We start from the raw sequence: 25,407 nt of genomic DNA, 5'->3' as shown, positions 1-25,407 counted from the left end.
AGCAGTAAAAACTCATCTGCTCATTATTAGATAGTATGTTTTAGAATAAGCAGTATTCTAAGAATATGACAATAATGTGAAGTTGCGCACAAAGTTCTTGCAAATAAGGTGTGTAATCTGCTATAGTACAGATATAGAAGTTATCACATCCCAAACATATACCCCTTTGTTTGTTCGTCGTGAAATTTCTCCCATCCCCTTAATCGTATAAATAGGTGAAAACCCCGGCAAATTTCGCGATTTGCTGGGGTTTTTCATTTTTATGAAATATAATGGTACCGGTAATAATAAAAGTTGAACGTAAGCTGAATTAATAAAAAGAAATGTTTAGATATTTATTGTGACACGATTCACAAACAAACGCATTCCCATACTATATCAGATATCAAAACACGTATGGCCTAAAAATTAAGACCGTCTCTTATTTAGCTATATATACCAGAAGGGATAATAAAAGAAGGGAAATTATATTGTGAACAAATTGTGAAAAGTTACACATACAGTTGAAACATAAATGGGTTATCTGTTATATTATATATTGTGAAGTGAATCACAAACAAACTTATACCCCTTTGTTTGATCGTGAAAATTTCTCCCATCCCCTTATTTCTTATAATAAAAAACCATGCAATCTTTTGATTTGCATGGTTTTTCCTTTTTAATATATAACAAAGAAGCAGTCAAATTCATGACTGCTTCTTTGTGTATCTCCAAAACGTTCCGTATTTAGCAGGAATTTTCTCTGCCAACTGTTTTAAAACAAGCTTTTTCATTTCCAACTCGACTGTATTCTTACTCATATTATAAACCGTTTCAATCTCCTTTGTGGCCACTAGTTTGAAACAGCTTAGAAATTCTTCGAGAGAGGGAGGGGTTGCGGGGGCTGGAAGACCATTCAGCATATCTTCTAAAATTTGAACATATACCTCGTAAGAATAGACACCTGAAACCTTAATTCCCTCTTCTTCAATATTTTGATTGAAAAAGACAAGGGAAGGTATTTCAGTCACTTCCATTTCGCCTGTGATTTTCATATCACATTGAAAGCCTTTGGCTGCACTGGAAGAATTGATGTCATAAAGGAATTCCTCCACATCTAATCCAACTATTTTTGCACATTCGGTCAAGACTTCGATATTGGATATATCCTTTTTACCTATGAATACATATTCTTGAAGCTGCCTTAAAAAGCGAATGGCCAATTTACGGCCCTGCAATTCTGCTGCCTTTATTGCGATGGAAGCTGTATATGGAGAAGAGATTGGGTTTTCAGACCAAAGGCTCCCGTCACAGGACATTCCCGAGCGGCTGGCTGTCTTTTCCCAAACTTGAGCAATGTTTTCAAAATTTTTATTTTTCCCCATATTAAGAGAATCGATTTTACCGCTTAAAACATGGCGTAAACTGAACAATTGGCCATATTCTATCTGTAATTTCCTAATAATTGGTTCTAAGCCCCAGCATTCGGGACAAAGCGGATCAACAAAAACATAAATTTCAATTGGCTTTTTTCCTATATCATAGCAATGCTGCGTCTTGATCCAATCGGAAATATTGAAAACTGGTTTTTGTGCGCTCAACTGTCTTCTCCTTTCCCGTCAGTTCCGGATGTATTGATCATATGCTGTGCCGTCAAATAGAGGCGGTGATAGAAAAACTCTCTAATCTCACCTTCAAGGCCAACTTCGTCCATGGCTTGATACATGCATGAGAGCCATGCTTTCGCACGTTCTGGTGTAATTTCAAAAGGTATATGTCGAGCCCGCAACATAGGATGGCCATGCTCTTCGGTATATAAAGAGGGACCGCCTAAATATTGAGTCATAAATTGTTTTTGCTTACGGACTGTTTCAGTTAAATCGTCAGGGAATATTGGCTGCAGATCCGGGTGTTGACTAACGTTGGAGTAAAACACATCAATTAATTTGTGTAATTGCCCTTCTCCAATTAATTCATATGGTGTAGGGTTCCCTTGCATCATGTTGATTACTCCTTTTAAAGAAAGATGGTTGATATTTATTCATATTTTATCAATGACGTACTGATATAACAAATATATAGCTTAAAGAAAATTTTACATCTGTAGTATGACACATGGAAATGATTGAAGATGACAGCATTTGAGGAGCTTTACCATTTGTTCAGAGTAGTGGAATAAGCATATTTAGACATGAAAAAACTGACCCGTCATAAATAAACAGGGTCAGTTTGCTTTAGCTTGAAAATGTGCCATAAACTTTTTGGACATAGTTCTGAGTTTCTTTAAAAGGAGGGATCCCGTTATATTTATCGACATTCCCTGGCCCAGCATTATAAGCAGCAAGGGCAACCTGAATGTCTCCGTCATAACGTGCCATCATTTGACTTAAATATTTACTCCCGCCCATGATGTTTTGTTCTGGATCGGTTGCATCATCCACCCCAAGGCTTTTTGCAGTTGCTGGCATTAACTGCATAAGGCCGGTTGCGCCCGCATAACTGGTGGCTTCAGGGTTGAAGTTCGATTCTTGTTTAATGACAGACTTAATCAGTTTTTCCGGGAGATTATATAAACTGGCCGCCTGGCTGATGATATGATCATAGTTTGTTGCGGTTTCGCTGCTCTGTTTGTTAGCATGGCCAGCGGAAATCGGGTTGATGCTCATGGGTGTCAGGCCGGTGGGTTGTAGAAAGGACTTCTTCGCTTCCATTTCCACATTGGATAATAAGGAACCCAATGTCTGCGAAGTGCCTACTAGAGCATCACCAGAAACCAATGCCGAGAGCATGTCCTGGAAAACGGATCGAGATGAATTTGTATTTTTTATGTTGCCGTTCGTGAATTGCTGGATTGCCTGCAATTCCATAAACGTTTTGAAATCTTGGATTTTCAAACTCTCCACCTCCGAATGGATTCAAATAGGATTATTCCTGGAATTTGGCACGATAAAACCTCTTAACCTTATTTTCGGTTTCCCTTACCGGAATTTGAAGGGTTTCAAGGAGGGTCAGGAAGTTTTTTTTCCCGGCTTTTGCATCCGTCACTTCATATTCAAGTTCAAAGTCTTCCTGATTTAAATACGAACTATGGTCTAAAACGAGTAGACCCTCTTTGAAAGGAAATTCAAAACGGTCTGTCTGTAGTGTCCCAAAGCAGGTAAAGTCTTTTGGATCAATTCCGCACTCGAGGATAAGATGTCGGATCTCGCCATCAGGGAATATGTTATGTTCCAGGAAGCCATATGCGGTTTCTTCAGGAATATCTTGATTCGTTTCCAATAATCCTTCTGTAGCGGGCTGTTTTAAAGTCAGCTCGTATCGCCCATTTTTCTCCCTGATCCTAAGTGCAGAGTCTTGCTGTTTCAAAGAGAATCCAAATGTATCGAAGTAATGGTTTTTCTGTGTTTTAAAGTTCGATGCCTCGACATGAAAGTATTCGATCAGTTGATGAAATTCTTTTTCGCTTAAGAGGTTTTTAAATTCAATTTCAATATGCTGGTTCATGTGTCCCATCCTTTCTCGCTGATTCTTAGGTTAATCATATAAGAACCATTCCAGCTGTCAAATTGAATTCAATAATTTTTTGCTATTGTACTTGAATATTTAGGAATCAATTGCAGGATATGATAAAATATAAACGTTGAGCACGAGAATTGGTCAATCGTATATATAGAAATTTAATACATATTTTTTGCTAGAGAAAGATTTAATAGGATCCAGTGGTGAATTGGCATAAAGTCATTTGGCTGCTGGGTTTAGGAGAGCGTTCTGCCCATACCAGAGTTGAACAGGCGCTTTTTAGATAGATATAGGTGGTGTGGCAATGGAGAGTTGGGACGATTTCTTGGCGCCTTATACTCAGGCTGTCGAAGAATTGAAGGTTAAGCTAAAGGGTTTAAGGAAACAGTTTGAGAGAGAGAATATTCACTCACCGATCGAATTTGTAACAGGCAGGGTAAAGCCGATTGTCAGCATATTGGATAAGGCGAGCCTAAAGGACATTCCCGTTGATAAATTGGGAACTGAGATCCAGGATATTGCAGGGCTTCGCATGATGTGCCAGTTCGTGGATGATATCGAACAGGTGGTTGAACTTTTACGAGGTCGAAATGACTTCGAGATAGTCGAGGAGAGGAATTATATTTCCCATAAAAAAGCTAGCGGCTATCGTTCTTATCATGTTGTAATCCGCTATCCGGTCCAGACGATCCATGGTGAAAAGAATATCCTTGCCGAAATTCAAATCCGGACTCTTGCGATGAATTTTTGGGCGACGATTGAACATTCTTTAAATTATAAATATAAAGGCATTTTCCCGGAAGATATTCAACTGCGACTCAAACGTGCAGCTGAAGCGGCCTTCCTGCTTGATGCAGAGATGTCGCAAATCCGTACGGAAATCCAGGAAGCACAGCGTCTTTTTTCCCGGAAGAAAGATTCTTGAACAAATAAATGGGTAAACGAGAAGAAATCTAAATTGAAGGTGGGATTACATGAAATTTGCGATTACGTCAAAAGGAGATGCGAAATCGAATACTTTAATGCAAAGGATGCGAACGTATCTTCAGGACTTTCATTTGGAATATGACGAAGATCAGCCGGATATTGTCATTTCTGTCGGTGGTGATGGCACTTTATTATATGCTTTTCACCGTTATAAGAATCGATTGGATAAAACCGCCTTTGTTGGAGTACATACGGGACATCTTGGGTTTTATGCAGATTGGACCCCTGATGAAATCGAAAAATTGGTGATAGCATTAGCGAAAACCCCATTTCAAATAGTGGAATATCCACTGCTCGAAACGATTGTCCGTTATCAGCATGGAGGACGGGAAGCCAGATTTTTGGCTTTGAATGAATCGACAGTCAAAAGTGTTGAAGGGACGCTCGTAATGGACGTTGAAATACGCGGCCAGCATTTCGAGACGTTCCGTGGAGATGGTTTATGCATTGCGACGCCGTCTGGAAGCACGGCGTATAATAAGGCGCTTGGCGGGGCCATCGTCCATCCATCAATCGATGCCATCCAGATTACCGAATTGGCATCCATTAATAACCGGGTGTTTAGAACGGTAGGATCTCCACTTCTGCTGCCGGCACACCATACATGTATGTTCAGGCCGGTCAATGCGGTCAATTTTCAAATTACGGTCGACCATTTGTCCTTGCTTCAGGAGAATGTAAAGTCGATACAGTGCCGGGTGGCAGATGAAAAGATCCGATTTGCCAGATTCCGCCCTTTTCCTTTCTGGAAAAGAGTGCATGATTCATTTATTGCTAATTAAGGAGATAGACTCACCTCATGTCAAATCAAAACTTTTCTTTGACCTGGTCGGTTTCTGAAGAGGATTCTGGCTCTTTATTGCGAGAGTTTCTCAGCAAATGCGATATTTCAAAACGAGCATTAACGGATATTAAGTTTAAAGGTGGATATATCCGGTTGAACGGCGAAGAAGTAACCGTAAGGGAACGGATTGAAACAGGTGACACCGTCACCGTCATATTCCCGCCGGAGCAGGCAAGTGAAGGCCTTTTACCGGAACCCATCCCCCTGGATGTCAGGTATGAAGATGAGTTTGTATTGGTGGTGGCCAAGCCCCCTTTCATGAATACCATTCCTTCCCGCGAGCATCCCAACGGCAGTCTGGCGAATGGCTTGGCGGGTTATTATAGGAAGACGGGAGTCCAGGCAACGATCCATATAGTTACACGTCTTGACCGGGACACATCAGGTCTGGTTTTAATTGCCAAGCACCGGCATATCCATCACCTATTAAGTGAACAGCAAAAATCAGGACAGGTTAAACGAAGATACCAAGCCATAGCTGAGGGGATCGTTGAAGGACCTGTAGGAGAGATAGTGGCGCCAATCGGACGAAAATCGACCAGCATCATCGAACGGGAAGTTAGGGAGGATGGCCGGCATGCCTGTACACTATTTAAGGTATTGGCACACACAGAGTCCCATACATTCCTTGATTTGGAACTCCAAACAGGGCGTACACATCAAATCAGGGTCCATATGGCCCATATTGGTCACCCGCTGGCTGGTGATGATTTATATGGAGGGAACAGGAGAGGTATCCCTCGCCAAGCCCTTCATTGTTTTGAGCTGAAATTTTTACATCCTTTCACAAAGAAGATGATGTTGTTTCAAGAAGGGTTGCCAGAAGATATGTCCCGTTTGCTCGATGGAAGTAAAGGATGGGATTCCTGATTTTATAATGGGGCACAATAAAACGAACGATTCAAGATTTTGAAAAAATCATGGACGCAAAAAAACTCACCAAGATGGCGAGTTTTTTTGGTTAATCAAAAGATGTCCTGAATTTTTCCGCTATATATGGCATGGTTGAAGGCACCTCTTGAAGATCCATTTCGGGATAACGGACAGCCGTCAGTTTTCCACCGAAGACGCAGCCTGTATCAATATTGTATGTATGATTGACTTGTCTAGCTTCAGGGACAGGTGTGTGGCCATAGACGATCCAAGATTCCCCTTTATATGATTTGGCCCAGTCTTTCCTGACCGGAGACCCATCCGGATGTTTGGAGCCATTTATATCACCATAGAGGACAAAGGTTTTTACTTTACTGCTATATTGACCAATATAGTCACTGCGAATTCCTGCATGGGCAATGATCAATCGCCCTTCATCAATGAGTTGATAAAGTGGGGAACGTTCATACAGATCCATGAATTTTTTTCGGATTTTCTTCTGCTCCCGACTGTTCAGTGATTCATATTCAGCTACAGTAGTCTCTAAACCGTGTGATATTTGCACTTTATTGCCTGAAAAATAACGATACAATTTATTGCAGTGGTTACCTGGGGCATACCTGGCTATATTTTGGTTAATGACTAATTCATGGACAACCTCGATTACTTGAAGGGAATTGGGGCCGCGATCGGTTAAATCCCCTACAAAGCCGAGAATCCGTCCAGAGGGATGTACAGGAACCCCAGTCTCCCATGTATAGCCCATTTTTTCGGTCAGATGCCTGAATTCAGCGAAACATCCATGAATGTCCCCTATGATATCGATGTTCATTTGACACATCCTTTGTTTGTTTTGTATATGTTTATGGTATTAGTATAGTATTATTTAAAAAAATAAAATATAAACGAGGAAATGAAAAAATATGTTTTAGGAGGTGTATGATTATGGAGGAGATGAAGGACCGGGAGAGGGAGCGGGAGAGTAGTCAAGTGAATAACGAGTATTTGCTTGAAGCGCTTAAAACGGAAAATCTAGAACAGTTTCGTACGGAGTTCCTTGAAATGCATCCTTATGATCAGGCTCAATTTTATACAAGCTTGTCAGATGAATTCAGATCCGTCATTTACACATATTTGTCACCGGAAGAAATGGCGGACCTTTTTGAGAATATAGAAATAGATGAAGAGGATTACGAAAGCCTGTTGGCTGAAATGAATCCTTCTTACGCGGCCGATATGCTTTCCCATATGTATGCAGATGATGCTGCTGACGTCCTGAATGAAATCAATGATGAACAGGCCGTCAGCTATTTGACCATCATGGATGATGAAGCGGCAAGCGAAATCCAGGAACTTCTGAATTATGAGGAATCTACGGCAGGAAGTATCATGACGACAGAGTTCATTGCCATTGAAGCAAATGAAACGGCTCGATCAGCCATGCAGATCTTAAAAAAAGAAGCCCCGGATGCGGAAACGATATATTATGTGTTCGTTACCGATCAGGATAAGAAGCTGCTTGGTGTTTTATCGCTCAGGACTTTGATCATAGCAGATGAAGATGCTTTAATTGGTGATTTAATGGATGACAGGGTAGTTTCCGTACCTGTATCTGAAGATCAGGAAGAGGTGGCACGAAAAATAAGGGACTATAACTTCCTTGCCGTGCCGGTCGTCGATTTCCAGAACCATCTGTTAGGGATTATTACGGTTGATGATATCATTGATGTCATGGATGAAGAGGCATCCGATGATTATTCTAAACTCGCCGGTATATCTGATCTGGATCATGTTGATAAGAGTCCATTTTCAGCTGCAAAAAAACGGCTGCCATGGTTGGTCATCCTCTTGTTCTTAGGCTTGCTGACTGCGAGTTTGATCGGGCGATTCGAGGAGACACTAAGCCAAAAAGCGATTCTGGCTGTATTTATTCCATTGATTGGCGGCATGGCTGGGAATACGGGAACACAAGCATTGGCAGTAGCGGTCAGAGGAATCGCAACAGGTGAATTAGAACAGGAAAGCAAGTGGAAACTAGTCCTTCGAGAGGCTGGAACTGGCCTTATCATTGGTCTGACATGTGGAATTGCCATCATTTTCATCGTATATTTTTGGCAAAATGATTTAATGCTGGGATTATTGGTCGGTATTTCGATTTTCATAACTCTAATCGTTGCTACACTTGCCGGTTCAATCGTCCCGCTTCTCATGCATAAAATGAAAATCGATCCAGCAGTAGCTTCAGGTCCTTTCATTACAACTATAAATGACCTTATCAGTATTCTTATTTATTTCGGATTAGCAACATTATTAATGGGCTATTTACTTTAAGTCAAAGAAGGCCCTCTTGGAGGGCCATTCCCAGAGGACTTTAGAAAACGGTGTTTTTATCAAAGGAAATTTGATATACTGTCATTAGTAGCAGGTACTAATAACTTGTATTAAAAATAGGAGGTCACATACGATGACTTTTTCATTAGAGGGAAAAACGTTTGTCATAATGGGTGTTGCGAATAAAAGAAGTATTGCATGGGGAGTTGCCCGTTCCTTACATAAAGCAGGTGCAAAGATGGTTTTCACTTACGGAAAAGACCGTACGGAAAAAAGCGTTAGGGAACTATCTTCCACATTGGAAGGGGAGCCCTCCATCATTTTACAATGTGATGTAACGAAGGATGAAAGCATTGAAAAATGTTTTGCGACGATTAAGGAAGAAACAGGTATCATTCATGGAGTGGTACACAGTGTCGCGTTCGCTAACAAGGAAGAACTTGACGGTGAGTTCGTCAACACGAGCCGTGAAGGGTTCTTGCTTGCCCATAATATTAGTTCATTTTCTTTAACGGCTGTAGCTAAAGCGGCGAAGGAAATCATGCCGGAAGGTGGCAGCATCGTCACAATGACTTATCTTGGCGGTGAACGGGTCATGCCTAATTATAATGTAATGGGAGTGGCCAAGGCCTCACTTGAAGCCAATGTCCGTTACCTGTCAAGTGACCTTGGCAAAGATAACATTCGAGTTAATGCTATTTCAGCGGGACCTATCCGTACCCTATCCGCAAAAGGTGTTCGCGACTTCAATACCATTTTAAAGAAGATTGAAGAAGAAGCACCGCTTCGTCGCACAACAACTCCAGAAGAAGTAGGGGATACGGCAGTATTTTTATTAAGTGACATGTCCCGCGGGATCACCGGGGAAAATATCCATGTGGATTCTGGTTACCATATAATCGGATGACAGTAAAAGAAGGGGGCCGATATCGGTCCCCTTCGTTATTGATTTTCCATTCCTTTGTCTTTCTGTCCTTCAAAGATAGGAGATAATTTTTGTTTACCAGTATCTTGAAGTTCTACCTCGACTCGAATTGATCTGAGCGTATCATCTTCCAAGGGGATCATTCCTTCATTCTCGATTCTTTTCCAAGTATCATTTTCATTCCGATAGATTATTTTAGAGAGCTTGAAGAGATCGATATCCCTTTTTTGCGTATATTGATATGTCTTTTTTATTTCTTTCCTGATTGAGCGTTTTATTTCTGATTCATATTGTTTACGCGTTATATCATTTTTCATCAATTCCACACTTGCCCTTATTTTCAAGTCCACATCAAATCTGACTTTGCTGTTTTTCCCGATGATAGGAGTGATTTCTGTCCTTTTATCGTAAAGGACGACAGATGTATCCTTTTTTGTTCCGGGGAAAAGGGTAATGCTATCACGAACGAAATCTTTATTGACTAAACGCCCTCCGTTCATGACATTATTCGGCAGATATTCTTTTATTTTATTATCGGAAATGATAGTAACACTTTCCATTAATAATGACTTTTTCTTTTTATCCTGACCGGTCCATTGCTCTGTTAATTTTAATTCTGGTATGGATACCTGATAAGCAGGTTCATCCAGTTGAATGATAATTTCTCTTAGATTAATGGGCGGGATGAAAGAACTTTGATGATAGTTATCATCCGGATCACTCAACTTTGAAAATGCCATGGAGATATTTTCAATGGGAGAAATGAGCATGGCGTCTTTTATTGAATCTTTAGTCATGAAAAAGAATATCCGATAACGTGTTTCACGGTAACGGTCCAAAAAATCAACCGTATTTTTTAGCCCGCCCACATTAAGCGCTTTTTCAGAAAAAATCACAAATGAGAGGTGTCCCCAATAAATACGCCGATCGGAAGTATGATATAAATTGAATAATGCTTCCTCCAACGTGTTTCCAGTAGCTGTTCCAACATCAGCTGCGTTAAGTGAACTAGGGTCACCGCCCGATTCCGATTTGGCTAACCCTTTCATATTAATTATTTGAAGGTGAACAAGGACCTTTCCGTTTTTATAATCGATACCTAAACCATTTGCATACACAAGGCGTTCAGGTTCATTGGAATCCCAACAGCCAGCTAGAACGAAAACACTTAATAAAAGAGTGAAAGCGCATTTCATTTTCATTTATGTCCTTCCTCACCTTTCTTCGTAGGATCTTTTGAAGAAAAGATGGATGGTCGTCTTTTATCAGATGAGGGAGGAATGCGAAAAAGTGTTTTGACTATGTTGGACATACTCAAATTAGCGGAAACTTCCATATAAGGAACTCCTAATATCCGGATATTACTTACATATGCACATAAAAATAGAGCTAGTAGCATAAATGCGAAAAGTCCCAAAAATGAAGCGGATATAATGGCCACGAGTCTTATTAAGCTGATGACGCCAATGATCGATTGATTGACGAGAGTGAAAGTGGCAACAGCCGAGCCGGCAATGACAACAAGCATGGCCGGACTGGTTAAACAGGACCGGATGGCGGCATCCCCTATGATCAAGGCTCCCAATACACTTAAAGTAGATCCAATCGAAGTGGGGAGACGCATCCCTGCTTCTTTGAAGATTTCAAAGACGATCACCATGGTAATTGCCTCCAGTGCGGTTGGAAGTGGCAGGCCCCTTCTGGACTCCACTACCGTTGCCAGCAATATCAGCGGTAACTGGTCTTGATGAAAGGTTGTTAATGCGACCCAAAAACCAGGTAATAAAGCCGCAATGAAAATACCGAATAATCGAAGGGCCCTTTCAAATGAAGCATAAATGGACGTATATTCATTATCTTCGGATGTTTTTAAGACAATGAAGAGGTTGATTGGTGTAATCATTGTGTAGGCAACACCATCAATTAAAATTAAGAGCCTTCCTTTTAACAGGCATTGTACGGCAAAATCCGGCTTTCCCGAATAGTCATGCCTAGGGAAAAGTATCGAAGGCTTTTCTTCAATCAATTCCATAAATTGATTACCGCCATATATCCCATCCACATCGATCGCTTCTATTTTTCGAGATATTTCCTGTACCATATCGGGATTGGAAATGTCCTCCATATACAAAACTGCGACATTAGTCAAAGTTCGCTTGCCCACCTCGAAATATTTAACACTCAAGGAGTTTGTTCGCATTCGCTTACGGATTAAAGCGACGTTAATGGATAAATCTTCTATGAAATTATCTCTAGGGCCTTTAATCGTGACTTCGGCAGATGTTTCCTCAGGGTTGCGTTGGGGACGCTTAGAAATATTAGCGGATAATAAATATTCGAATCCCTCAATGAGAAGGATTAACTTCCCAGAGTAGATGTCTGCAAATAATTCTTCTTTTGTGTTAACTTCGGCGAGTTGAGGAAGGTAAAGGGAGTCCTTTAACTCCTCAATGGTCAATTTCCCTTTTGGGTACCTTTGAAAAAATAATGTTAATCTTTCAAAAACAAGATTATTTAACAGTTCGGTATCGATAAGTCCTTCACATCCTATTAATGTGACTTTAAGTGGAAACTCATTGCGATATAGACTGCTTTGAAAAAAAACATCTCCTGAATTTTGGAAAATCTTTCTTAAATCGGATTCTTCTTTTATTTCAAGCTTTTCTATGTAATCCTTTTTACTTTTCGGCTTGGACAGTTGCTTTTTGGTTTTCTTGAACATCGGATGGGGGCCTCCTTTTTCTACGATTGCTGGAGAAAACAAAAATACTTAAAAGGATGGAAACCGCTAAAAAGAACCAGAACGTAATCGGCATGACAAATGCTCCGATAATGTGATATAAAATTACGTCACTGAAGCTGTAAGTATTGGCGACGATAAGTAAAATTGAATAGGCAAGTAGCAAAATCGTTTTGCTTCGCTTTTTTTTTATGGATAGCACTTCCAGTGATAAGAATAAGAAAAACGATACTCTTATGAAGGCTCCGGTTAACCATTGGTAAATCGAGAGGAAATCAAGATGCTCAATGAATCTGCCTAAAGTCACCAGTCCCCATTGTTCAAAAGCCGGATACTTTTGTCTGGAAGCCTCCAGGGGACCGAACTCCGTAATGGAACCAATTAGGGGTCCAAGGATTAGCCAGGTGAGGATAATGGCATTTAATGTAAACACCTTGAATTTTAATTGGCCATGGACTTTCTGCTGCATGAATAGAATGACAATCAACTCAATGAGCCCGGACAAAGGATAAATCATCCCGGAAACAACAGGGGACCAACCATTTTCCATAATGGGCTTTAATAGTGAAAAATCCTTAAATTGAATATTTGCGAACGCCACAAATATTCCAAAAACGATAACCGCAGTCAGTACGAATGTGTTCGTGATAACAATCGTTTGAATGTTAGTGGAAGCAAGGAAAAAACATAATCCCGTAAAAAGGATTATTTCGAAAATTGGTGGGGTTATAGGTAAGTAGGATACCTTTGTCCACATAATCATCTCTTTCAAGGACACTGCAGCTAATGAAGCGAAAAAGATACTCGTGGCAATGGATAAAACTTTGCCTGATGCCTTTCCTATGTTCGTTTCCACCCATACAAATATGTTGGTCTGACCGGTAGCTTTGTGAATGTAAAACAAAAGTAAACACCAAATCAATATCAATCCTAGAGCAAGCAGTACGGAAATCCACCCATCCCGTTTTGCACTTGGCAGTAAATGAGGAAGGATCGTGACATGATTTTTTAAACCGACAGCCGTGATCACGATTAAAGATAGTTGTAAAGTTGAAATTTTTCCGCTTTTTTTCATCTTCGGAGCTCCTCCTTTAACAGCCATTATTTATTAGTTTTCTCCATAAATGTCCAACATATCCAAGCTTGGTTGATGTCCTTTTTTGAAGGAGTGTCACATCACCAGCATAAAGAAGGGTGAGTTTCATATAAATGATACATAGAGCGGATATTCATTGTTTGCGAGAATCGGCATAAAGCTGCTTTCAACCCTATTCGAGAAAAAGAAGGAGGGGTATCATGGACGTGGAAAAAGTTGGTGTGCCTTGTGCTGATGGAAAACAAACTATACAAAATAAGCTGAAGAGACATATCAATTTACATGGAAAAAATATCAGCACTTCATATACCGCCGAGGAATTGGTGGAGCTATTGTCCCGACTTCCAGCCTTTGCACCTAAGCCTGTTTGTAAGTTCATCATCAATGACCGTACACTATTCGGGAAATTGGAACAAAAAAAAGAATCCAGTTTGTTCATAAGGCATAAATTCGGGAAAAAAGTTGTCCAATACCAATTGGAACAGCTGCAGTCCGTGGATATTCTGAAATATTAAGGAGGGTTTTCATGTCAGGGAAAAATGGCGATAAGGAATCCAAACCACTTATATATGTCGATCAAGCAAAAATATCAGATCTGCGTGGAAATATGCAAAGTGATTTTCGAACGAAAAAGGCTAAACCACAAGACAGCGCTGAGCCGGAACTTCAGGAAGAAGGCGAGCATAAAGAAGAAAAAATCGAACAGGTCAAACGCGAATTTGGTGTTTATGATGCCATGATGGAAATTGAAAAAGAGATTACGGGATTAAGGAAAATCACGGAAGAATATGTCCCTGAGCAAGCTCCGGTTGAAAAAATGGAGCATCCTGAACAAGTAGAACAGGAAAATGAAAAGCCAGTTAAGAGAAAAAGGAAAAAGGTGGAGAAGAAAGAATCATCCCGTGACATCATTTCCCGCCTATCCAATCATCAAGGTTTTCCAAAACCATTATGTGAGGCTGTAATTAACGGAGAAAAGCTTCGGTTTCATGTGTTGGGCATGAGAGGGGAATCAGTGAAAATTAAAAGAGGGAACCATATCCGTTTCGTGGGTCTGCCAGATATCATCGATGCCAAAATAATTGAAGAATCCAAGTGAAGGAGCAATATTAAATGTTTCCCCCACAAAGTGAATTTACCTTATTTATCATATTAGGCTTGGCTTCCTTCAGGCTGACACGCTTGATCGTTTTCGATAAAATCATGGAGCCGCTGCGCAGCCCCTTTTTTAAAGAGATAGAGGAAAAAAATGAAGAAGGAATTGTGGAAATATTTTTAATGCCCAAAGAAAAGGGTCTGCTGGGGTGGATTGGTCAATTGCTAAGTTGTTTTTGGTGTGTGGGTGTCTGGGTCAGCCTTTTTCTGGTTTTCCTTTATATCCAACATTGGTTTATAGGTGACGTACTGATATTAATCCTTGCCGTTGCAGCAGTAGGAGCGATAATTGAGGTTATAATCAGCAAAATTATGGACATTTGATTGGAAACAACTTGTCTTATCATTCATATATTATGATATAGATCTTAAAGGAGGAGTCATGAATTGAATCAAAAACAGAATAATCCATGGGCATATGCAAAACCGATAAAAAAAGATCAGCCAATCAAAATCAAGAAAGATTGTGGCTGTAATAATAACAATAAAAATAAAGGCTATTGAGTGAAAAAACCTTTCCATTTTGGAAGGGTTTTTTTATTTCCTAATCCTACCATTCATAAAAAAACCGTTAAACAAGAAAATAACAATAGAACGATAAATTAGGATGTGATTCTATGTTCAGACAAGGAAGATATTTTAAGGGAAGCTGGCTGATTTTTATAGTTGTTTTATGTGTGCTTACGGCGTGCAGCAATCAGAATGATGGAAAAACGGAGAATTTCGCGATGATTAAACGTACGAATCCTGAACCGATGGATATCATTAATGGAATGGATGAGAAGGATGAAAAGGGACTGATCTCAAAGGTAAAGGAAACAGTTGCTAATGAAGACACAATCTATGACGTGATCGTCGTGAAAAACGGGAAAAAGATTATCGTCGCTTATAAAGTTAAGCACTTACAACGTTTTCATATGAAGAAAATTGAAAAGACTGTGACTGAAAATCTGGAAGAAAAGTTTCCAGAGAATGATTTTATTGTTTCAAGCGATTATAAAATCTTTTTGGAATCAGTAAGGTTGAACGAGTTACTCAAGGAAAAGGATGTTCCCGAGAAAAAGGCAAGGAAGAAGTTCAAGGAAATTGAAGAACTTCAAAAAGAATTAATTTAGAAGAGAGGTTCAACACATGAGCGGCAAGGATAAAACGACCCCAATACAGGATGCGTATCAAGAGCTTCAAGGGAAGCATGAAATTAAAAGACCAATAGTGAAGAATTGTTTGAAAGCCTTTTTAGTAGGTGGCATTTTCTGTATAGTGGGACAAGCCATTTCCTATTTCTATATTTATTTTTTCAACTTTACGGAGCAGACAGCTGGAGGTCCGACAACGGCTACCATGGTGTTTCTGGCCCTTTTGATGACCGGTTTCGGATTTTACGACCGCATTGGCCAGTTTGCTGGGGCAGGGAGTGCCGTCCCTGTCACTGGGTTCGGCAATGCAGTCATTTCTGCAGCAATCGAACATCGGACGGAAGGTTTTGTACTTGGAGTTGGATCCAATATGTTTAAATTGGCCGGATCGGTTATTTTATTCGGAGTATTCTCAGCCTTTGTCGTGGCGTTAATAAAAACGATTTACCTAATGATTGGGGGCTAAGCGGTGTTAAAGGGAAAACAAACATGGATGTTCACCAATAAACCGGTCATCTTGGAAACAGGGGTAACAGGAGGGCCATTTGAAGCTAATGGAGAAATCGCGGGTGATTTCGATATTCTATACGACGATTTATGGATGGAGCAGGATTCATATGAGAAGGCTCATCGCCATTTGATGGAGAAAGCGGTAGAGCTTGCTTTGGAGAAAGGGGAGATTGACAAGGAGCAGGTACAGTTTTTCTTGGCTGGTGATTTAATCAATCAGGTTACACCGACAAGCTTTGCGGCCAGAACCAATGGAATTCCATATTTCGGCTTGTTTGGAGCCTGTTCCACATCGATGGAAGGGCTTGCTCTAGCTGCCTTCATCACTAATTATGGCGGGGCTAACTATGTGTTGACAGGTGCATCGAGCCACAATGCAGCTGTTGAAAAACAATTTCGCTATCCCACTGAATATGGCGGGCAAAAGCCACCTACAGCTCAATGGACGATAACAGGAGCAGGGGTGGCGCTGGTTGCTCCTAATGGAAGCAAGCAAGGGGAATATCCACAGCTTGTCTCGGCCACTATTGGTAAGGTCATTGACATGGGATTGAAAGATCCTTTCAACATGGGGGGAGCAATGGCCCCGGCCGCAGTCGATACGATACTTGCTCATTTCAAAGATACTGGTTTGACCCCGGATGATTATGATTTCATCATTACTGGGGATTTAGGTCAAATTGGGAGGGAGACAGCCCATGACTTATTGAAACAAAAGGGCTGTAATATCAATCAGGAAAAATTCAAGGATTGCGGATTGATGATTTTTAAAAAGGACCAGCCTGTTTTGGCTGGCGGGAGCGGAGCGGGATGTTCGGCAGTCGTTTTATACGGTCATATATTAAATGAAATGATTTCCGGTAAATATAAAAAAATCCTGCTTGTCGCAACAGGAGCGTTATTGTCGCCGCTTTCCGTCCAGCAAAAAGATACGATTCCGTGCATCGCCCATGCAGTGTCCATTGAGTATGGGATGAATTCATGAAAAAGGAGGGATTTCGATGTTAGCAATGTTTTTTTGGGCCTTTGTCATCGGTGGCTTGATTTGTGTAGTAGGCCAGCTACTTTTCGATGTTGCTAAGCTGACCCCAGCACATACGTTAAGCTTATTCGTTGTAATAGGAGCTGTTCTTGGCGGATTTGATTTATATGAGCCGCTGGTTGACTTTGCCGGTGCAGGAGCAACCATACCGATCGTTTCGTTTGGGAACTCGCTGGTGAACGGGGCGATGATGGAATCGGAAAAACATGGGCTCGTTGGCGTACTGACAGGCATGTTTGAAATTACGAGTTCCGGTATCTCGGCAGCAATCGTTTTTGGATTCATCGGAGCATTGGTTTTCAGGCCAAAAGGATAAAATTAGCGAAATAGGCAGCCTTGGAATGGGACATGGCCTATACATATTTGTCCAGACCTACATATGTTATCAGTAAGCTTTAGCGAGAGCGAGGTGATATTGTATGTTTGGTTTTGGTGGCTACGGTTGTTGTGGCGGCGGCGGTTATGGATACGGCGGAGGATACGGCGGCGGTTCTACTTTCGCGATAATCGTCGTATTGTTCATCCTATTGATCATTGTAGGGGCTTCTTTCTGCTAGGCGTAAAAGGAATAGGCAGAAGAAGCCTATTCCTTTTATTTTTTTTGTATGGGCCTAGCACTTTTTTCTGATAATGCCATAGGATAGGTACAGAAAAGGGAGGGGCTTAAGTATGGATAATAACTTTTTTAAAAACATAGAAGGTAAAACCGGCGTAAATATGAAAGATGTATTAGAATTGGCAAACTCGCTGCAAGGAGCCAACTTCAAAGATGAAACAACGGTTAGAAACGTCATTAAGCGTGTTTCAAAAATAGCGAATAAACCGGTCAATAAGGAAACGGAAGATAAAATCGTCCATTCCATCGTAGCTGAAGGGAATAAACTTGATTTCGGGACGATATCCAATATGATAAATAAAAAATGAAAAAGGGCCTGCTATCATGCAGGCCTTCAGACTGCAGACAAACTTGAAAAAAAGCGAGTTTGCCTGCAGTTTTGTAAACTAAAAAAGTCCATTTGCAAGATTTATAGTATCGGATTTTGGTCAAAGCTTCAGAAAACGTGATGGATGGGCAGTCCGTCCGCGTCTAGTTTGCAGGATGGAAAGGTAAAGATCCTTTTTAGCCCTGGTTGCCGCTACATAGAGCAAGCGTCTTTCCTCTTCAAGAGGGGATAGTTCCCCTTTTCGGTAAGATTCAAGTGCGAAATCATGAGGAATGCTGCCATCGACAGCAGCAAGGACATATACGGTTTGGTATTCAAGCCCTTTGGAACGATGTATGGTGGTAAGCTGTATGGCGTCCTTAAAGTGTTTCGATAACTGTTTAATCTCTTGGACCATCGCAGTCATATGATCGACATGTTCAATGAAAGCGGCGACGGTTGGAAAACGATTTGCCGCCACTTTTAAGTCACGGATGTCATCGGATCCTTTTTCCAGGTTCGCATCATTACCGCGTTTTTTTACATATTCCTGGTATCCTAAGTCTTTCTCGATGATCTCTAACGCTACGAGTGGCGACATAATTTTTAAAGACCGAATCTGTCCAGGAATCGTCTTTAATTTTCGTTCTTGAAAAGCATGTCCAGTCTTAACAAAAGCAAATGCATCGATGAAGTCACAATCCTGCAATATTGTCATTGCTTTTAACTCTTGTAATATACTTTGCTTTAAGAATAGGGAGGAAAGGACTTCAGATGCTGCCTTGCTGTCATGCGGGAACAAACTCAAGCGCATAAAGGCAAGCATGCCGCGAATGACCTTGCGCTGATAGAACGAATCCGCATCCTTTTCAATGACGAATGGCAGATTGGAAGCGGCAAGCCGTTCAAAAATGGCCCTGGACATCGTGTGTGTCCTGTACAATACTGCAAAGTCCCCAGGGTTTGCCCCCTTGGATATTTTCTCTCGGATATCGGATACGATCATCGTCGCTTCCAATTCTTCATCAAAAGGATAAAATAAAACAGGTGGATTTCCTGAATCATGCTGTGCCCTCATCTTTTTCTCCATCCGGTTCTGGTTCCGCTTGATCAAGCGGTTAGCTGTAGCGACAATTTCATGGGAAGAGCGGTAATTCTCCGTCAGCTTCAACACTTGGGATCGAGGGAAGTCATGATTGAAATTCAAAATATACTTCGGATCGCTTCCACGGAATGAATAGATGGATTGGTCATCATCTCCAACCGCACATACATTTTTTGATTCAGCAGAAAGGAGTTTTATCAATTCATATTGAACTTTATTAATATCCTGAAACTCATCGACCAAGAAATAGTTAAACCTTTGCTGATATTTCTTTAAAAATTCCGGATTATTTTTTAAAAATACATAACAGCCTACAAGCATATCATCAAAATCATACTTCCCTGTTTGCTGTTTATAGTCTTCATATTTCTTATATAAAAATAAACACGATTTCTCCCAATCGTCCTTAGGGTGAATATCTTCTGGAAAGGCCAAAGAGTTTTTCCAAAGCCCGATTTGTTGAAGGGCCTGATCATATGCAAATTCCTTATCATCAAGTTCCAATTCCCTGCCAGCCTGTTTCAATACCTTTTCTTTTTCCCACTCCCACTTCAATAGGAAATCGCGCTGCCATTTGGCCGGTTCGTGGAAAATCAGGATTTTATAAAAGATGCTATGAAAGGTCCCGCTAACGATTTGAGAAACAAGGGAGGGAGTCATATTGGGATAGCCGAGCAGACGCTTCTGCATTTCCTTTGCGGATTTCGCCGTAAATGTTACAAGCATGATACTTTTGGGATCAATCTTTTTCACTGTGAGCATATAGGCAGTGCGTACCGTCAATACGCGGGTTTTCCCGCTGCCTGCTCCTGATAGGACAAGGATGGGTCCATCGATCGTCATTACCGCTTTGAGTTGCTCTGCATCCAGAACAACCCCTGAAGAGGATAATTCTTGAAAGTATGGTTCCTCTGATTGTGCCATGTCATATGGTTTATCTGAAAATTTCGGATTGCCGGTTATGGGGCGGCTTTTAAGGAAAGGTTCGGTAATGGTTTTCGTTTCAGTAATGGTTCGTGATGTTGGAATCCTAAATCCATTCTGTTCCATATATTCTAAGGGCTTATCTTCATTTATGGATTCTGAAATTGGCATTTCACAGGGTCCCTGTGATGGGTCGCTATGATAAAAATAAGGTGTCTCATGGATTCCAATAAATAATTTCACTGGTTTATGACAAATGATACAAGAAAGCTGATCACGTTTTCCTTTTTCAAAAAGTGTCTGCAGCTCACCAGCTGAAACGGTATGTAAATGTACGATTTCATTGCCAGATTTTGCTTGATTCATATAAATGGATACCTCTAATCTATTAAAAATATCGGCAATACTCATCATACCAGAAGATTAGGAAAAAAGAATGTGGAAATCATGTTTAAATGTTGTTCTAGCATGGTAATTAAATGACAACATAACTATTTCAATATAAGGAGGGGTTACTATGGGATATATAGCACCTGTCACACAATTTGATTATATTCAATATGCCAACCGGACGGTCGAAGCTGCAGGGAAAGTTAGAATTGTTAAAGGAGCGGCACCCATTCAACCCATCCGTTTTGATCAGGTGTTGGAAAGGGAAAGGGAAAGCCTTGAAGGATTACAACAACTTCTTCGGGTAAGTGCATATGGAGCAGGCACATATCAACATGAAATGGGCAGGTGCGTCAGGAAAGATATAACGGCTGGAACGACAGGAAAAGGCAGGTTCATCAACGAAATTGTCTAGTTCCTCCAGAAAGACAAAAGAGGACACGTGAAGTGTCCTTTTTGTGCTGACTTCTTAAAGAATGTCTATTTCTACGATTAGGGCTAACAATAGTTGCAATAAAAGTTGGATGTTTAGAGCGATTTGTGCATCAGTTGTTGTAATGTCGATATCACGGCTGTTTTCAACAATTGTTTTTTGGCGCGTGATTTGTTTAACATTGGAAGATTGGATTAATTGTTGAGTGATCTTATCAGCATTATCAGCATCTGCAACGGAAATGCTTACGATAACCGCAATTGCAGCTTGTAGAGCAGCTTGTAGTGAGAGGGCCGCTTTAACATCCGTTGAAGTGATATTTACATTACAAGAATCTTTAATGTAAATAAGTTCTTCAGAAAGCTGAACTTGATTATTATCCTGTCTTGCATCTTGGTCAATCTTTGTGTCATCGTCGTTACAGAATCCTGAAAGGGGATGTCTGGAAGCGGAATCTAGAGCCGACCATGACCTTTCAGAGTCATCATGTGTGTTACAATTGCTACGATATACATTTTGGTTCATGTTGTTTTTTCCTCCTTAGGTTTTATTCCCTATTAAAATATGCTTTGATGGTTAATCGGGTTGGACGAATAAATCAGTTCATTCGTCTATTTTTTAAATACTTAGAGAAAGTATTAGTGTGTGGGGGATGAATAATAAAGAAGCTGGAGCTTTAGGAATGAAATGTAAGTGCTGCTATGTCTCGGTTTACTTATTTCTCGCCAGCAAGTAAGGTGATTAGGTGATATGGTGCGTCATTTATCTTTGGAATCCGTGAATTTGTTGTGAATGGAATTGGTAACTGGATTAACATCATGTTCCGTGATGTTCTTTTCTTGGTTTATGATTTTTAGTGATTGCTCTTGTAAATAACGAACGGTTTCTTTAAGGTTGTTTCTCTCTTTTTCAGTCAGATCGACCTTTTCCTTTTTGAAACCATGCTTTCTCAAAGTCCTCGAAACCAGGAGTTCCATCAGTCTTTTTTGAGACTCATCCAGGTTAAAATCATTGTTACCCATAAAATTTTCCCTCCTTCTTGCTTTCTATATATAGACTATGTATTTTTGATGAGATTGCCATTGAACGGAAATGGTTTTTTTCATAAAACGATAATTTAAGTCCATGAACGAACAAAAAAAGCTGTCCAATCAGAAGACTGATAGGACAGCTTTTTTATATCATAAAATGGTTTTCATCATCGTTTTATGAGGAATGCCAGCATCCATGAATTCGTCGGAAACGATCTCATACCCTAATTTTGAATAAAAAGGGATGGCATGCACTTGGGAATCAAGCTTCAATTGTGGCACTTCCTGCTGGATTGCGTATTCCTCAATAGCATTCATGATCATGGCGCCGGCACCATTCTTACGGCCCGATGACAGTACACAAATGCGCTGTACTTTACCGATGTTGTCAATGACCCTGAAGCGGCCGGCACCGATTGGCTGATGCTGCTCATCATATAAAATGAAATGTGTGGAATCTTTTTCATATTCATCGATCTCTTCTTCAAGAGGGACGTTTTGTTCTTGGACAAACACTTTTCTTCGAATCATATATGCGTTTTCAAGCTCTTGGCTGTTCTCTGCGATTTTTACAAACACGAAATCATTCAGCTCCCAATCTAAATGTTTCATAAACGGTCCATGCCCCGTCTTCAAGTTGATACAGCAAGTGAACTCGTTTCACTTCTTCTTCATGGCTGATGTCAAGCATGCTTAATTGACCTAAAACATCAGAATGCTCATTATCGGATAAATCTTGAGCGATCGTAATATGCGGGACAAATGCATGTTCACTTTCACTTTTTATGAAATCCTCATTGTTAAGTGCATCATGCAGCTCTTGAAGCCCTTCGGATAATTCTACTTTGAAATAAATCGTATTGCTTACGGGTTGGAAAGACTTCGTTTTGGTTACGCTCATCGTAAAAGGCCTGCACTTTTGAGCAATGACTTTTAATTGTTCCGCGATTGTTGAAATTTCCATATCCGTCGCTTCAAACGTTGGTTTAAGCGTTAGATGCGGTGGAATGAAAGCATATTTCGTATCATACCGTTTGCGATAGGAGTTAGCTAAATCTTGAAGTTTTTTTGAAGGGAAAATTGCAACACCATATTTCATAAATAAAACCTCCTGATATTTTTTATTGTTGTATTATAGTTGGACATGTTCATTTCTTGAAACCATCCCAAACAGATGACTTCGAGTAATTAGAACATTTCCAATAGTGCTCGTTTCAAATCTGCCTGCCAGTATTTCCAGGTATGATTACCTTCAAATTCTTCATAGAAGCAAGGAAATCCTTTTTGGTTTATTAATTTATGCAATTCCCTATTTGGTTCAATGAAGTTTGCCTTATTGCCATCCGTTGTCGGTACATCCGTTTCACCAGTCCCGATTACATGGTAAAGTTCGAGGAGATGCGGATCCTCAAAATTACGTACAGCATCCATTACTGCTTCATTGGCAAGCGGGGACTGCATGATGCATTTCCCGAATGTATGCGGATACTGCAAAGCGGCCAATAAAGAAACTGTACCGCCAAGAGAGTCACCAATCAAAGTTCGACCATGTCCCATTTGATAGGTTGGGAATTCATCATCTAAAAACGGAACTAGTTCATGGGCAAGAAAACGTATGTATGCAATGTGCTGTTCCCCGTCGGGATGATATTTGCGCCAGCGGTCAAAGCGGTCTTTATAAGGAATGCCGACAATGATGATATTCTCGATCTCATCGTTCCCTAACAGTTCATCTGCTACCCGACCGATTCGGCCCATTTGAAAATAATCACGGCCATCCTGAGCAATCACAAGCGAATATTTATACAATGGCGAATAATTAGCAGGCAAGTAGACAAGCAATTCCAATTCTTCTGCTAAAGCTTCGCTTTTAAACATGTACTCTTTAATTGTGCCTTTGCGTAAACTCATTCTCCCGCACCTCAATGATAATTAATAATGAAAAACAACTTACTTGATTATTTTAGCATAGCCTTGCAACTTTTTCCCGCGACAAGAATTTGGAATATAAAATTTTCGTTATATTTTCTAAAAATTTAAATTATAAGGTGCTATAATACAAGGATATAGAAAAATAATACAAAAAAAGGTGGCGAATAAAATGGCAGATGTACACGTGCACAGCAGGGAAGTAACAAAGGCGGCTAAACGAACATTATTGGAGCGAGGTGTCAGTGTGGAGGCAATTGCAAAAATCGTATATGAATTGCAGTTCCCGTACAAAGCTGATCTTAAGCTGGAGGAATGCATCCACAGCGTTGAGCGTGTCCTGTTGAAAAGGGAAATTCAACATGCCATTTTAGTCGGTGTGGAGCTGGATAAACTGGCAGAGCAAAAAAAGCTATCAGAACCCCTGCAATCGATTGTTGAATCAGATGAAGGGCTTTTCGGAGTGGATGAAACGATTGCCTTTGGTGCAGTACTCGGTTACGGAAGCATTGCTGTAACGACCTTTGGCCATTTGGATAAAAATAAAATAGGCGTCATACACGAACTTGATAAGAAGCAAGAAGGAATCGTGCATACCTTCCTGGATGATATCGTTGCAAGCATTGCCGCGAGTGCCGCATCAAGGTTAGCACATCGTCTGAGAGATGAAGAAGAATCGTTAACTGAACAGGAAAAGGACATCCAGGAAGAAGAAGAGTTAATAGGTTGAACCTTGAAAAGCAATCTTCAGCCAGACCTGTAAAACCTGGCCTTAATGAGGCGGGCAGAAAGGATGTTGGCTACTTTAAATGTCCGTTTTGTCTGCCTTAGAAAACAGAATGCGTGAATATGCCCTGGATAAATTTCAAGCACCTGGATTTTCCGTTGCGTAATCTTACCTTGTTCGGAGAGATAAATTATTTCTAATGGAGCATTTTCTTCCATATGTTTACGAAGTATATATTTCATTCCCAGTCACTCCTTTGCTGACTTGCTTGCTAACATTATATGCGAACAAACGTTTTATATGCAAGTGGAAAGGGAACGTTAGTTCTGTTTTATTGTGGGGGAAATGGAATAAGATGAAATTATAACTTTTTTAATATAATATGTAGACTTTTAACAACAACTTATGTACTCAATTTCTGACCTTTCTTCTAACAGGTCTCTTTGAATCGCAGTAGCTAGGCTCTTCATCAATCAAAACCGAATGCAATTATACTTCACCTCATTTTCAGATTGAGAAAAAAGAATCTGTTTCCCCGATTATATCCACAAAAATCCCTTCCTTATTGCTAACGACCAACCTTCTTAATAAGATATATAATCCAGTAGATTTTTGCTGTTTGAGTTAGATTTATTTTCAAATTTGTAACATATGTACAAACATCTTTTTTTTTAATGAATAAAATAACCCGAAAATAAAAAAAGAAAAAGGTGATTATAATTAAAAATCATTATTCCATTTCACATTGTAATTCCTTTATAGACACCACATATCTTAATAAATGTGTGCAAAAGAAACCGGATGATTG

31 protein-coding genes are annotated in these 25,407 nt (G+C 40.3%); 16 read left to right on the top strand and 15 right to left on the bottom strand.

The window, feature by feature from the left end; translation table 11 throughout:
* Positions 1–686 precede the first annotated feature (686 nt).
* The 4 genes from J7I90_RS06030 to J7I90_RS06015 form a co-directional block, all read right to left on the bottom strand.
* The gene (locus J7I90_RS06030) at positions 687–1,580 is read right to left on the bottom strand and encodes a ClpXP adapter SpxH family protein (RefSeq protein WP_214769183.1); all 894 of its coding nucleotides are present in this window, start codon (positions 1,578–1,580) and stop codon (positions 687–689) included.
* Positions 1,577–1,981, bottom strand: a complete 405-nt coding sequence (locus J7I90_RS06025; RefSeq protein ID WP_053534150.1) for a globin domain-containing protein — start codon at positions 1,979–1,981, stop codon at positions 1,577–1,579. The genes J7I90_RS06030 and J7I90_RS06025 overlap by 4 nt, the downstream gene beginning before the upstream one ends.
* A gap of 232 nt (positions 1,982–2,213) precedes the next feature.
* Positions 2,214–2,882 (bottom strand): lytic transglycosylase domain-containing protein, encoded by a 669-nt coding sequence (locus tag J7I90_RS06020; protein WP_311380706.1) that lies wholly within the window; start codon positions 2,880–2,882, stop codon positions 2,214–2,216.
* A gap of 22 nt (positions 2,883–2,904) precedes the next feature.
* Positions 2,905–3,483, bottom strand: coding sequence for a CYTH domain-containing protein (locus tag J7I90_RS06015; RefSeq protein ID WP_214769180.1), 579 nt, complete (start codon positions 3,481–3,483; stop codon positions 2,905–2,907).
* A 319-nt stretch (positions 3,484–3,802) separates the two neighbouring features.
* On the opposite strand from J7I90_RS06015, the gene yjbM reads away from it, so the two are divergent.
* From yjbM to J7I90_RS06000, 3 genes are read left to right on the top strand one after another with little or no spacing between them, the layout of a single operon-like run.
* Positions 3,803–4,423, top strand: a complete 621-nt coding sequence (gene yjbM, locus J7I90_RS06010; RefSeq protein ID WP_095390113.1) for a GTP diphosphokinase — start codon at positions 3,803–3,805, stop codon at positions 4,421–4,423.
* Between the two features lie 49 nt (positions 4,424–4,472).
* Positions 4,473–5,267 carry an NAD kinase gene (locus J7I90_RS06005; protein WP_053534153.1) on the top strand — a complete coding sequence of 265 codons (795 nt, stop codon included), beginning with the start codon at positions 4,473–4,475 and terminating at the stop codon, positions 5,265–5,267.
* A 17-nt stretch (positions 5,268–5,284) separates the two neighbouring features.
* Entirely contained in the window at positions 5,285–6,199 is a 915-nt protein-coding gene (locus J7I90_RS06000) for an RluA family pseudouridine synthase (RefSeq protein ID WP_214769177.1), read from the top strand.
* A gap of 91 nt (positions 6,200–6,290) precedes the next feature.
* On the opposite strand, the gene prpE is transcribed toward J7I90_RS06000, so the two are convergent.
* Complete coding sequence (gene prpE, locus J7I90_RS05995; protein ID WP_214769174.1) at positions 6,291–7,034, bottom strand: bis(5'-nucleosyl)-tetraphosphatase PrpE; 744 nt, start codon at positions 7,032–7,034, stop codon at positions 6,291–6,293.
* Positions 7,035–7,156: 122 nt separating this feature from the next.
* On the opposite strand from prpE, the gene mgtE reads away from it, so the two are divergent.
* Positions 7,157–8,533, top strand: a complete 1,377-nt coding sequence (gene mgtE, locus J7I90_RS05990; RefSeq protein ID WP_214770132.1) for a magnesium transporter — start codon at positions 7,157–7,159, stop codon at positions 8,531–8,533.
* Positions 8,534–8,666: 133 nt separating this feature from the next.
* Positions 8,667–9,440 (top strand): enoyl-ACP reductase FabI, encoded by a 774-nt coding sequence (gene fabI, locus J7I90_RS05985; protein ID WP_214769171.1) that lies wholly within the window; start codon positions 8,667–8,669, stop codon positions 9,438–9,440.
* A 35-nt stretch (positions 9,441–9,475) separates the two neighbouring features.
* On the opposite strand, the gene J7I90_RS05980 is transcribed toward fabI, so the two are convergent.
* From J7I90_RS05980 to J7I90_RS05970, 3 genes are read right to left on the bottom strand one after another with little or no spacing between them, the layout of a single operon-like run.
* Positions 9,476–10,660 carry a Ger(x)C family spore germination protein gene (locus J7I90_RS05980; RefSeq protein ID WP_214769168.1) on the bottom strand — a complete coding sequence of 395 codons (1,185 nt, stop codon included), beginning with the start codon at positions 10,658–10,660 and terminating at the stop codon, positions 9,476–9,478.
* Positions 10,657–12,180, bottom strand: a complete 1,524-nt coding sequence (locus J7I90_RS05975; protein ID WP_251025111.1) for a spore germination protein — start codon at positions 12,178–12,180, stop codon at positions 10,657–10,659. The genes J7I90_RS05980 and J7I90_RS05975 overlap by 4 nt, the downstream gene beginning before the upstream one ends.
* A complete protein-coding gene (locus tag J7I90_RS05970) occupies positions 12,137–13,273 on the bottom strand; it encodes a GerAB/ArcD/ProY family transporter (protein ID WP_214769164.1) in 1,137 nt (378 codons plus the stop codon). Before J7I90_RS05970 ends, J7I90_RS05975 begins: the two co-directional genes overlap by 44 nt.
* 221 nt (positions 13,274–13,494) lie before the next feature.
* Here J7I90_RS05970 and J7I90_RS05965 point away from each other — a divergent pair, with 221 nt between their 5' ends.
* The 9 genes from J7I90_RS05965 to spoVIF all read left to right on the top strand — a co-directional run bounded on the left by J7I90_RS05965 (position 13,495) and on the right by spoVIF (position 18,061).
* On the top strand, positions 13,495–13,809 hold the full coding sequence (locus J7I90_RS05965) for a hypothetical protein (RefSeq protein WP_214769161.1): 315 nt from the start codon (positions 13,495–13,497) through the stop codon (positions 13,807–13,809).
* Positions 13,810–13,820: 11 nt separating this feature from the next.
* Positions 13,821–14,393: a spore coat CotO family protein gene (locus J7I90_RS05960; RefSeq protein ID WP_214769158.1), complete on the top strand. Its 573-nt coding sequence runs from the start codon at positions 13,821–13,823 to the stop codon at positions 14,391–14,393.
* 14 nt (positions 14,394–14,407) lie between these two features.
* Positions 14,408–14,773: a DUF1360 domain-containing protein gene (locus J7I90_RS05955; RefSeq protein ID WP_034314467.1), complete on the top strand. Its 366-nt coding sequence runs from the start codon at positions 14,408–14,410 to the stop codon at positions 14,771–14,773.
* Positions 14,774–15,066: 293 nt separating this feature from the next.
* Positions 15,067–15,564, top strand: a complete 498-nt coding sequence (locus tag J7I90_RS05950) for a YhcN/YlaJ family sporulation lipoprotein (RefSeq protein WP_057278901.1) — start codon at positions 15,067–15,069, stop codon at positions 15,562–15,564.
* A 16-nt stretch (positions 15,565–15,580) separates the two neighbouring features.
* On the top strand, positions 15,581–16,051 hold the full coding sequence (gene spoVAC, locus J7I90_RS05945; protein WP_214769155.1) for a stage V sporulation protein AC: 471 nt from the start codon (positions 15,581–15,583) through the stop codon (positions 16,049–16,051).
* A 3-nt stretch (positions 16,052–16,054) separates the two neighbouring features.
* Positions 16,055–17,080 (top strand): stage V sporulation protein AD, encoded by a 1,026-nt coding sequence (spoVAD, locus tag J7I90_RS05940; protein WP_214769152.1) that lies wholly within the window; start codon positions 16,055–16,057, stop codon positions 17,078–17,080.
* Between the two features lie 16 nt (positions 17,081–17,096).
* Complete coding sequence (spoVAE, locus tag J7I90_RS05935; RefSeq protein ID WP_063577046.1) at positions 17,097–17,453, top strand: stage V sporulation protein AE; 357 nt, start codon at positions 17,097–17,099, stop codon at positions 17,451–17,453.
* A gap of 103 nt (positions 17,454–17,556) precedes the next feature.
* The gene (locus tag J7I90_RS05930) at positions 17,557–17,694 is read left to right on the top strand and encodes a YjcZ family sporulation protein (RefSeq protein WP_134783431.1); all 138 of its coding nucleotides are present in this window, start codon (positions 17,557–17,559) and stop codon (positions 17,692–17,694) included.
* Positions 17,695–17,806: 112 nt separating this feature from the next.
* Positions 17,807–18,061: a sporulation-specific transcription regulator SpoVIF gene (spoVIF, locus tag J7I90_RS05925; RefSeq protein ID WP_034314458.1), complete on the top strand. Its 255-nt coding sequence runs from the start codon at positions 17,807–17,809 to the stop codon at positions 18,059–18,061.
* A 120-nt stretch (positions 18,062–18,181) separates the two neighbouring features.
* Here spoVIF and J7I90_RS05920 read toward each other — a convergent pair whose 3' ends face one another.
* Positions 18,182–20,455, bottom strand: coding sequence for an ATP-dependent helicase (locus J7I90_RS05920; protein WP_214770127.1), 2,274 nt, complete (start codon positions 20,453–20,455; stop codon positions 18,182–18,184).
* Positions 20,456–20,606: 151 nt separating this feature from the next.
* Between J7I90_RS05920 and J7I90_RS05915 the strand changes: the two genes are divergently transcribed.
* Entirely contained in the window at positions 20,607–20,894 is a 288-nt protein-coding gene (locus J7I90_RS05915; protein ID WP_214769149.1) for a hypothetical protein, read from the top strand.
* Positions 20,895–20,948: 54 nt separating this feature from the next.
* Here J7I90_RS05915 and J7I90_RS05910 read toward each other — a convergent pair whose 3' ends face one another.
* The 5 genes from J7I90_RS05910 to J7I90_RS05890 all read right to left on the bottom strand — a co-directional run bounded on the left by J7I90_RS05910 (position 20,949) and on the right by J7I90_RS05890 (position 23,854).
* Positions 20,949–21,437, bottom strand: a complete 489-nt coding sequence (locus J7I90_RS05910; RefSeq protein ID WP_063577043.1) for a spore coat protein — start codon at positions 21,435–21,437, stop codon at positions 20,949–20,951.
* A 233-nt stretch (positions 21,438–21,670) separates the two neighbouring features.
* Positions 21,671–21,934: a hypothetical protein gene (locus tag J7I90_RS05905; RefSeq protein ID WP_048686585.1), complete on the bottom strand. Its 264-nt coding sequence runs from the start codon at positions 21,932–21,934 to the stop codon at positions 21,671–21,673.
* Between the two features lie 159 nt (positions 21,935–22,093).
* Positions 22,094–22,555 (bottom strand): GNAT family N-acetyltransferase, encoded by a 462-nt coding sequence (locus J7I90_RS05900; RefSeq protein WP_251025110.1) that lies wholly within the window; start codon positions 22,553–22,555, stop codon positions 22,094–22,096.
* Positions 22,527–23,042 carry a YjcG family protein gene (locus J7I90_RS05895; protein ID WP_048686587.1) on the bottom strand — a complete coding sequence of 172 codons (516 nt, stop codon included), beginning with the start codon at positions 23,040–23,042 and terminating at the stop codon, positions 22,527–22,529. Before J7I90_RS05895 ends, J7I90_RS05900 begins: the two co-directional genes overlap by 29 nt.
* Before the next feature lie 89 nt (positions 23,043–23,131).
* On the bottom strand, positions 23,132–23,854 hold the full coding sequence (locus J7I90_RS05890; RefSeq protein WP_214769146.1) for an alpha/beta hydrolase: 723 nt from the start codon (positions 23,852–23,854) through the stop codon (positions 23,132–23,134).
* A 190-nt stretch (positions 23,855–24,044) separates the two neighbouring features.
* On the opposite strand from J7I90_RS05890, the gene J7I90_RS05885 reads away from it, so the two are divergent.
* Positions 24,045–24,602: a phosphatidylglycerophosphatase A family protein gene (locus tag J7I90_RS05885; RefSeq protein WP_034314446.1), complete on the top strand. Its 558-nt coding sequence runs from the start codon at positions 24,045–24,047 to the stop codon at positions 24,600–24,602.
* Between the two features lie 17 nt (positions 24,603–24,619).
* On the opposite strand, the gene J7I90_RS05880 is transcribed toward J7I90_RS05885, so the two are convergent.
* Positions 24,620–24,841 carry a hypothetical protein gene (locus tag J7I90_RS05880; RefSeq protein ID WP_034314444.1) on the bottom strand — a complete coding sequence of 74 codons (222 nt, stop codon included), beginning with the start codon at positions 24,839–24,841 and terminating at the stop codon, positions 24,620–24,622.
* Positions 24,842–25,407 lie beyond the last annotated feature (566 nt).

The sequence above is a fragment of the Bacillus sp. ISL-57 genome (assembly GCF_018613135.1).
Classification (GTDB): domain Bacteria; phylum Bacillota; class Bacilli; order Bacillales; family DSM-1321; genus Peribacillus; species Peribacillus frigoritolerans.
The sequence above is the reverse complement of the archived record's forward strand: the minus strand, read 5'-3'. Positions and strand labels throughout refer to the sequence as shown.

Excerpts from the sequence above, each read along its gene's own strand:
- J7I90_RS06025 (WP_053534150.1), bottom strand. The coding sequence starts at position 1,981 with ATGATGCAAGGGAACCCTACACCATATGAATTAATTGGAGAAGGGCAA.
- J7I90_RS06015 (WP_214769180.1), bottom strand. The coding sequence starts at position 3,483 with ATGAACCAGCATATTGAAATTGAATTTAAAAACCTCTTAAGCGAAAAA.
- yjbM (WP_095390113.1), top strand. The coding sequence starts at position 3,803 with ATGGAGAGTTGGGACGATTTCTTGGCGCCTTATACTCAGGCTGTCGAA.
- J7I90_RS06005 (WP_053534153.1), top strand. The coding sequence starts at position 4,473 with ATGAAATTTGCGATTACGTCAAAAGGAGATGCGAAATCGAATACTTTA.
- J7I90_RS06000 (WP_214769177.1), top strand. The coding sequence starts at position 5,285 with ATGTCAAATCAAAACTTTTCTTTGACCTGGTCGGTTTCTGAAGAGGAT.
- prpE (WP_214769174.1), bottom strand. The coding sequence starts at position 7,034 with ATGAACATCGATATCATAGGGGACATTCATGGATGTTTCGCTGAATTC.
- mgtE (WP_214770132.1), top strand. The coding sequence starts at position 7,157 with ATGAAGGACCGGGAGAGGGAGCGGGAGAGTAGTCAAGTGAATAACGAG.
- fabI (WP_214769171.1), top strand. The coding sequence starts at position 8,667 with ATGACTTTTTCATTAGAGGGAAAAACGTTTGTCATAATGGGTGTTGCG.
- J7I90_RS05980 (WP_214769168.1), bottom strand. The coding sequence starts at position 10,660 with ATGAAAATGAAATGCGCTTTCACTCTTTTATTAAGTGTTTTCGTTCTA.
- J7I90_RS05975 (WP_251025111.1), bottom strand. The coding sequence starts at position 12,180 with ATGTTCAAGAAAACCAAAAAGCAACTGTCCAAGCCGAAAAGTAAAAAG.
- J7I90_RS05970 (WP_214769164.1), bottom strand. The coding sequence starts at position 13,273 with ATGAAAAAAAGCGGAAAAATTTCAACTTTACAACTATCTTTAATCGTG.
- J7I90_RS05965 (WP_214769161.1), top strand. The coding sequence starts at position 13,495 with ATGGACGTGGAAAAAGTTGGTGTGCCTTGTGCTGATGGAAAACAAACT.
- J7I90_RS05960 (WP_214769158.1), top strand. The coding sequence starts at position 13,821 with ATGTCAGGGAAAAATGGCGATAAGGAATCCAAACCACTTATATATGTC.
- J7I90_RS05955 (WP_034314467.1), top strand. The coding sequence starts at position 14,408 with ATGTTTCCCCCACAAAGTGAATTTACCTTATTTATCATATTAGGCTTG.
- J7I90_RS05950 (WP_057278901.1), top strand. The coding sequence starts at position 15,067 with ATGTTCAGACAAGGAAGATATTTTAAGGGAAGCTGGCTGATTTTTATA.
- spoVAC (WP_214769155.1), top strand. The coding sequence starts at position 15,581 with ATGAGCGGCAAGGATAAAACGACCCCAATACAGGATGCGTATCAAGAG.
- spoVAE (WP_063577046.1), top strand. The coding sequence starts at position 17,097 with ATGTTAGCAATGTTTTTTTGGGCCTTTGTCATCGGTGGCTTGATTTGT.
- J7I90_RS05930 (WP_134783431.1), top strand. The coding sequence starts at position 17,557 with ATGTTTGGTTTTGGTGGCTACGGTTGTTGTGGCGGCGGCGGTTATGGA.
- spoVIF (WP_034314458.1), top strand. The coding sequence starts at position 17,807 with ATGGATAATAACTTTTTTAAAAACATAGAAGGTAAAACCGGCGTAAAT.
- J7I90_RS05920 (WP_214770127.1), bottom strand. The coding sequence starts at position 20,455 with ATGAATCAAGCAAAATCTGGCAATGAAATCGTACATTTACATACCGTT.
- J7I90_RS05915 (WP_214769149.1), top strand. The coding sequence starts at position 20,607 with ATGGGATATATAGCACCTGTCACACAATTTGATTATATTCAATATGCC.
- J7I90_RS05910 (WP_063577043.1), bottom strand. The coding sequence starts at position 21,437 with ATGAACCAAAATGTATATCGTAGCAATTGTAACACACATGATGACTCT.
- J7I90_RS05905 (WP_048686585.1), bottom strand. The coding sequence starts at position 21,934 with ATGGGTAACAATGATTTTAACCTGGATGAGTCTCAAAAAAGACTGATG.
- J7I90_RS05900 (WP_251025110.1), bottom strand. The coding sequence starts at position 22,555 with ATGAAACATTTAGATTGGGAGCTGAATGATTTCGTGTTTGTAAAAATC.
- J7I90_RS05895 (WP_048686587.1), bottom strand. The coding sequence starts at position 23,042 with ATGAAATATGGTGTTGCAATTTTCCCTTCAAAAAAACTTCAAGATTTA.
- J7I90_RS05890 (WP_214769146.1), bottom strand. The coding sequence starts at position 23,854 with ATGAGTTTACGCAAAGGCACAATTAAAGAGTACATGTTTAAAAGCGAA.
- J7I90_RS05885 (WP_034314446.1), top strand. The coding sequence starts at position 24,045 with ATGGCAGATGTACACGTGCACAGCAGGGAAGTAACAAAGGCGGCTAAA.
- J7I90_RS05880 (WP_034314444.1), bottom strand. The coding sequence starts at position 24,841 with ATGAAATATATACTTCGTAAACATATGGAAGAAAATGCTCCATTAGAA.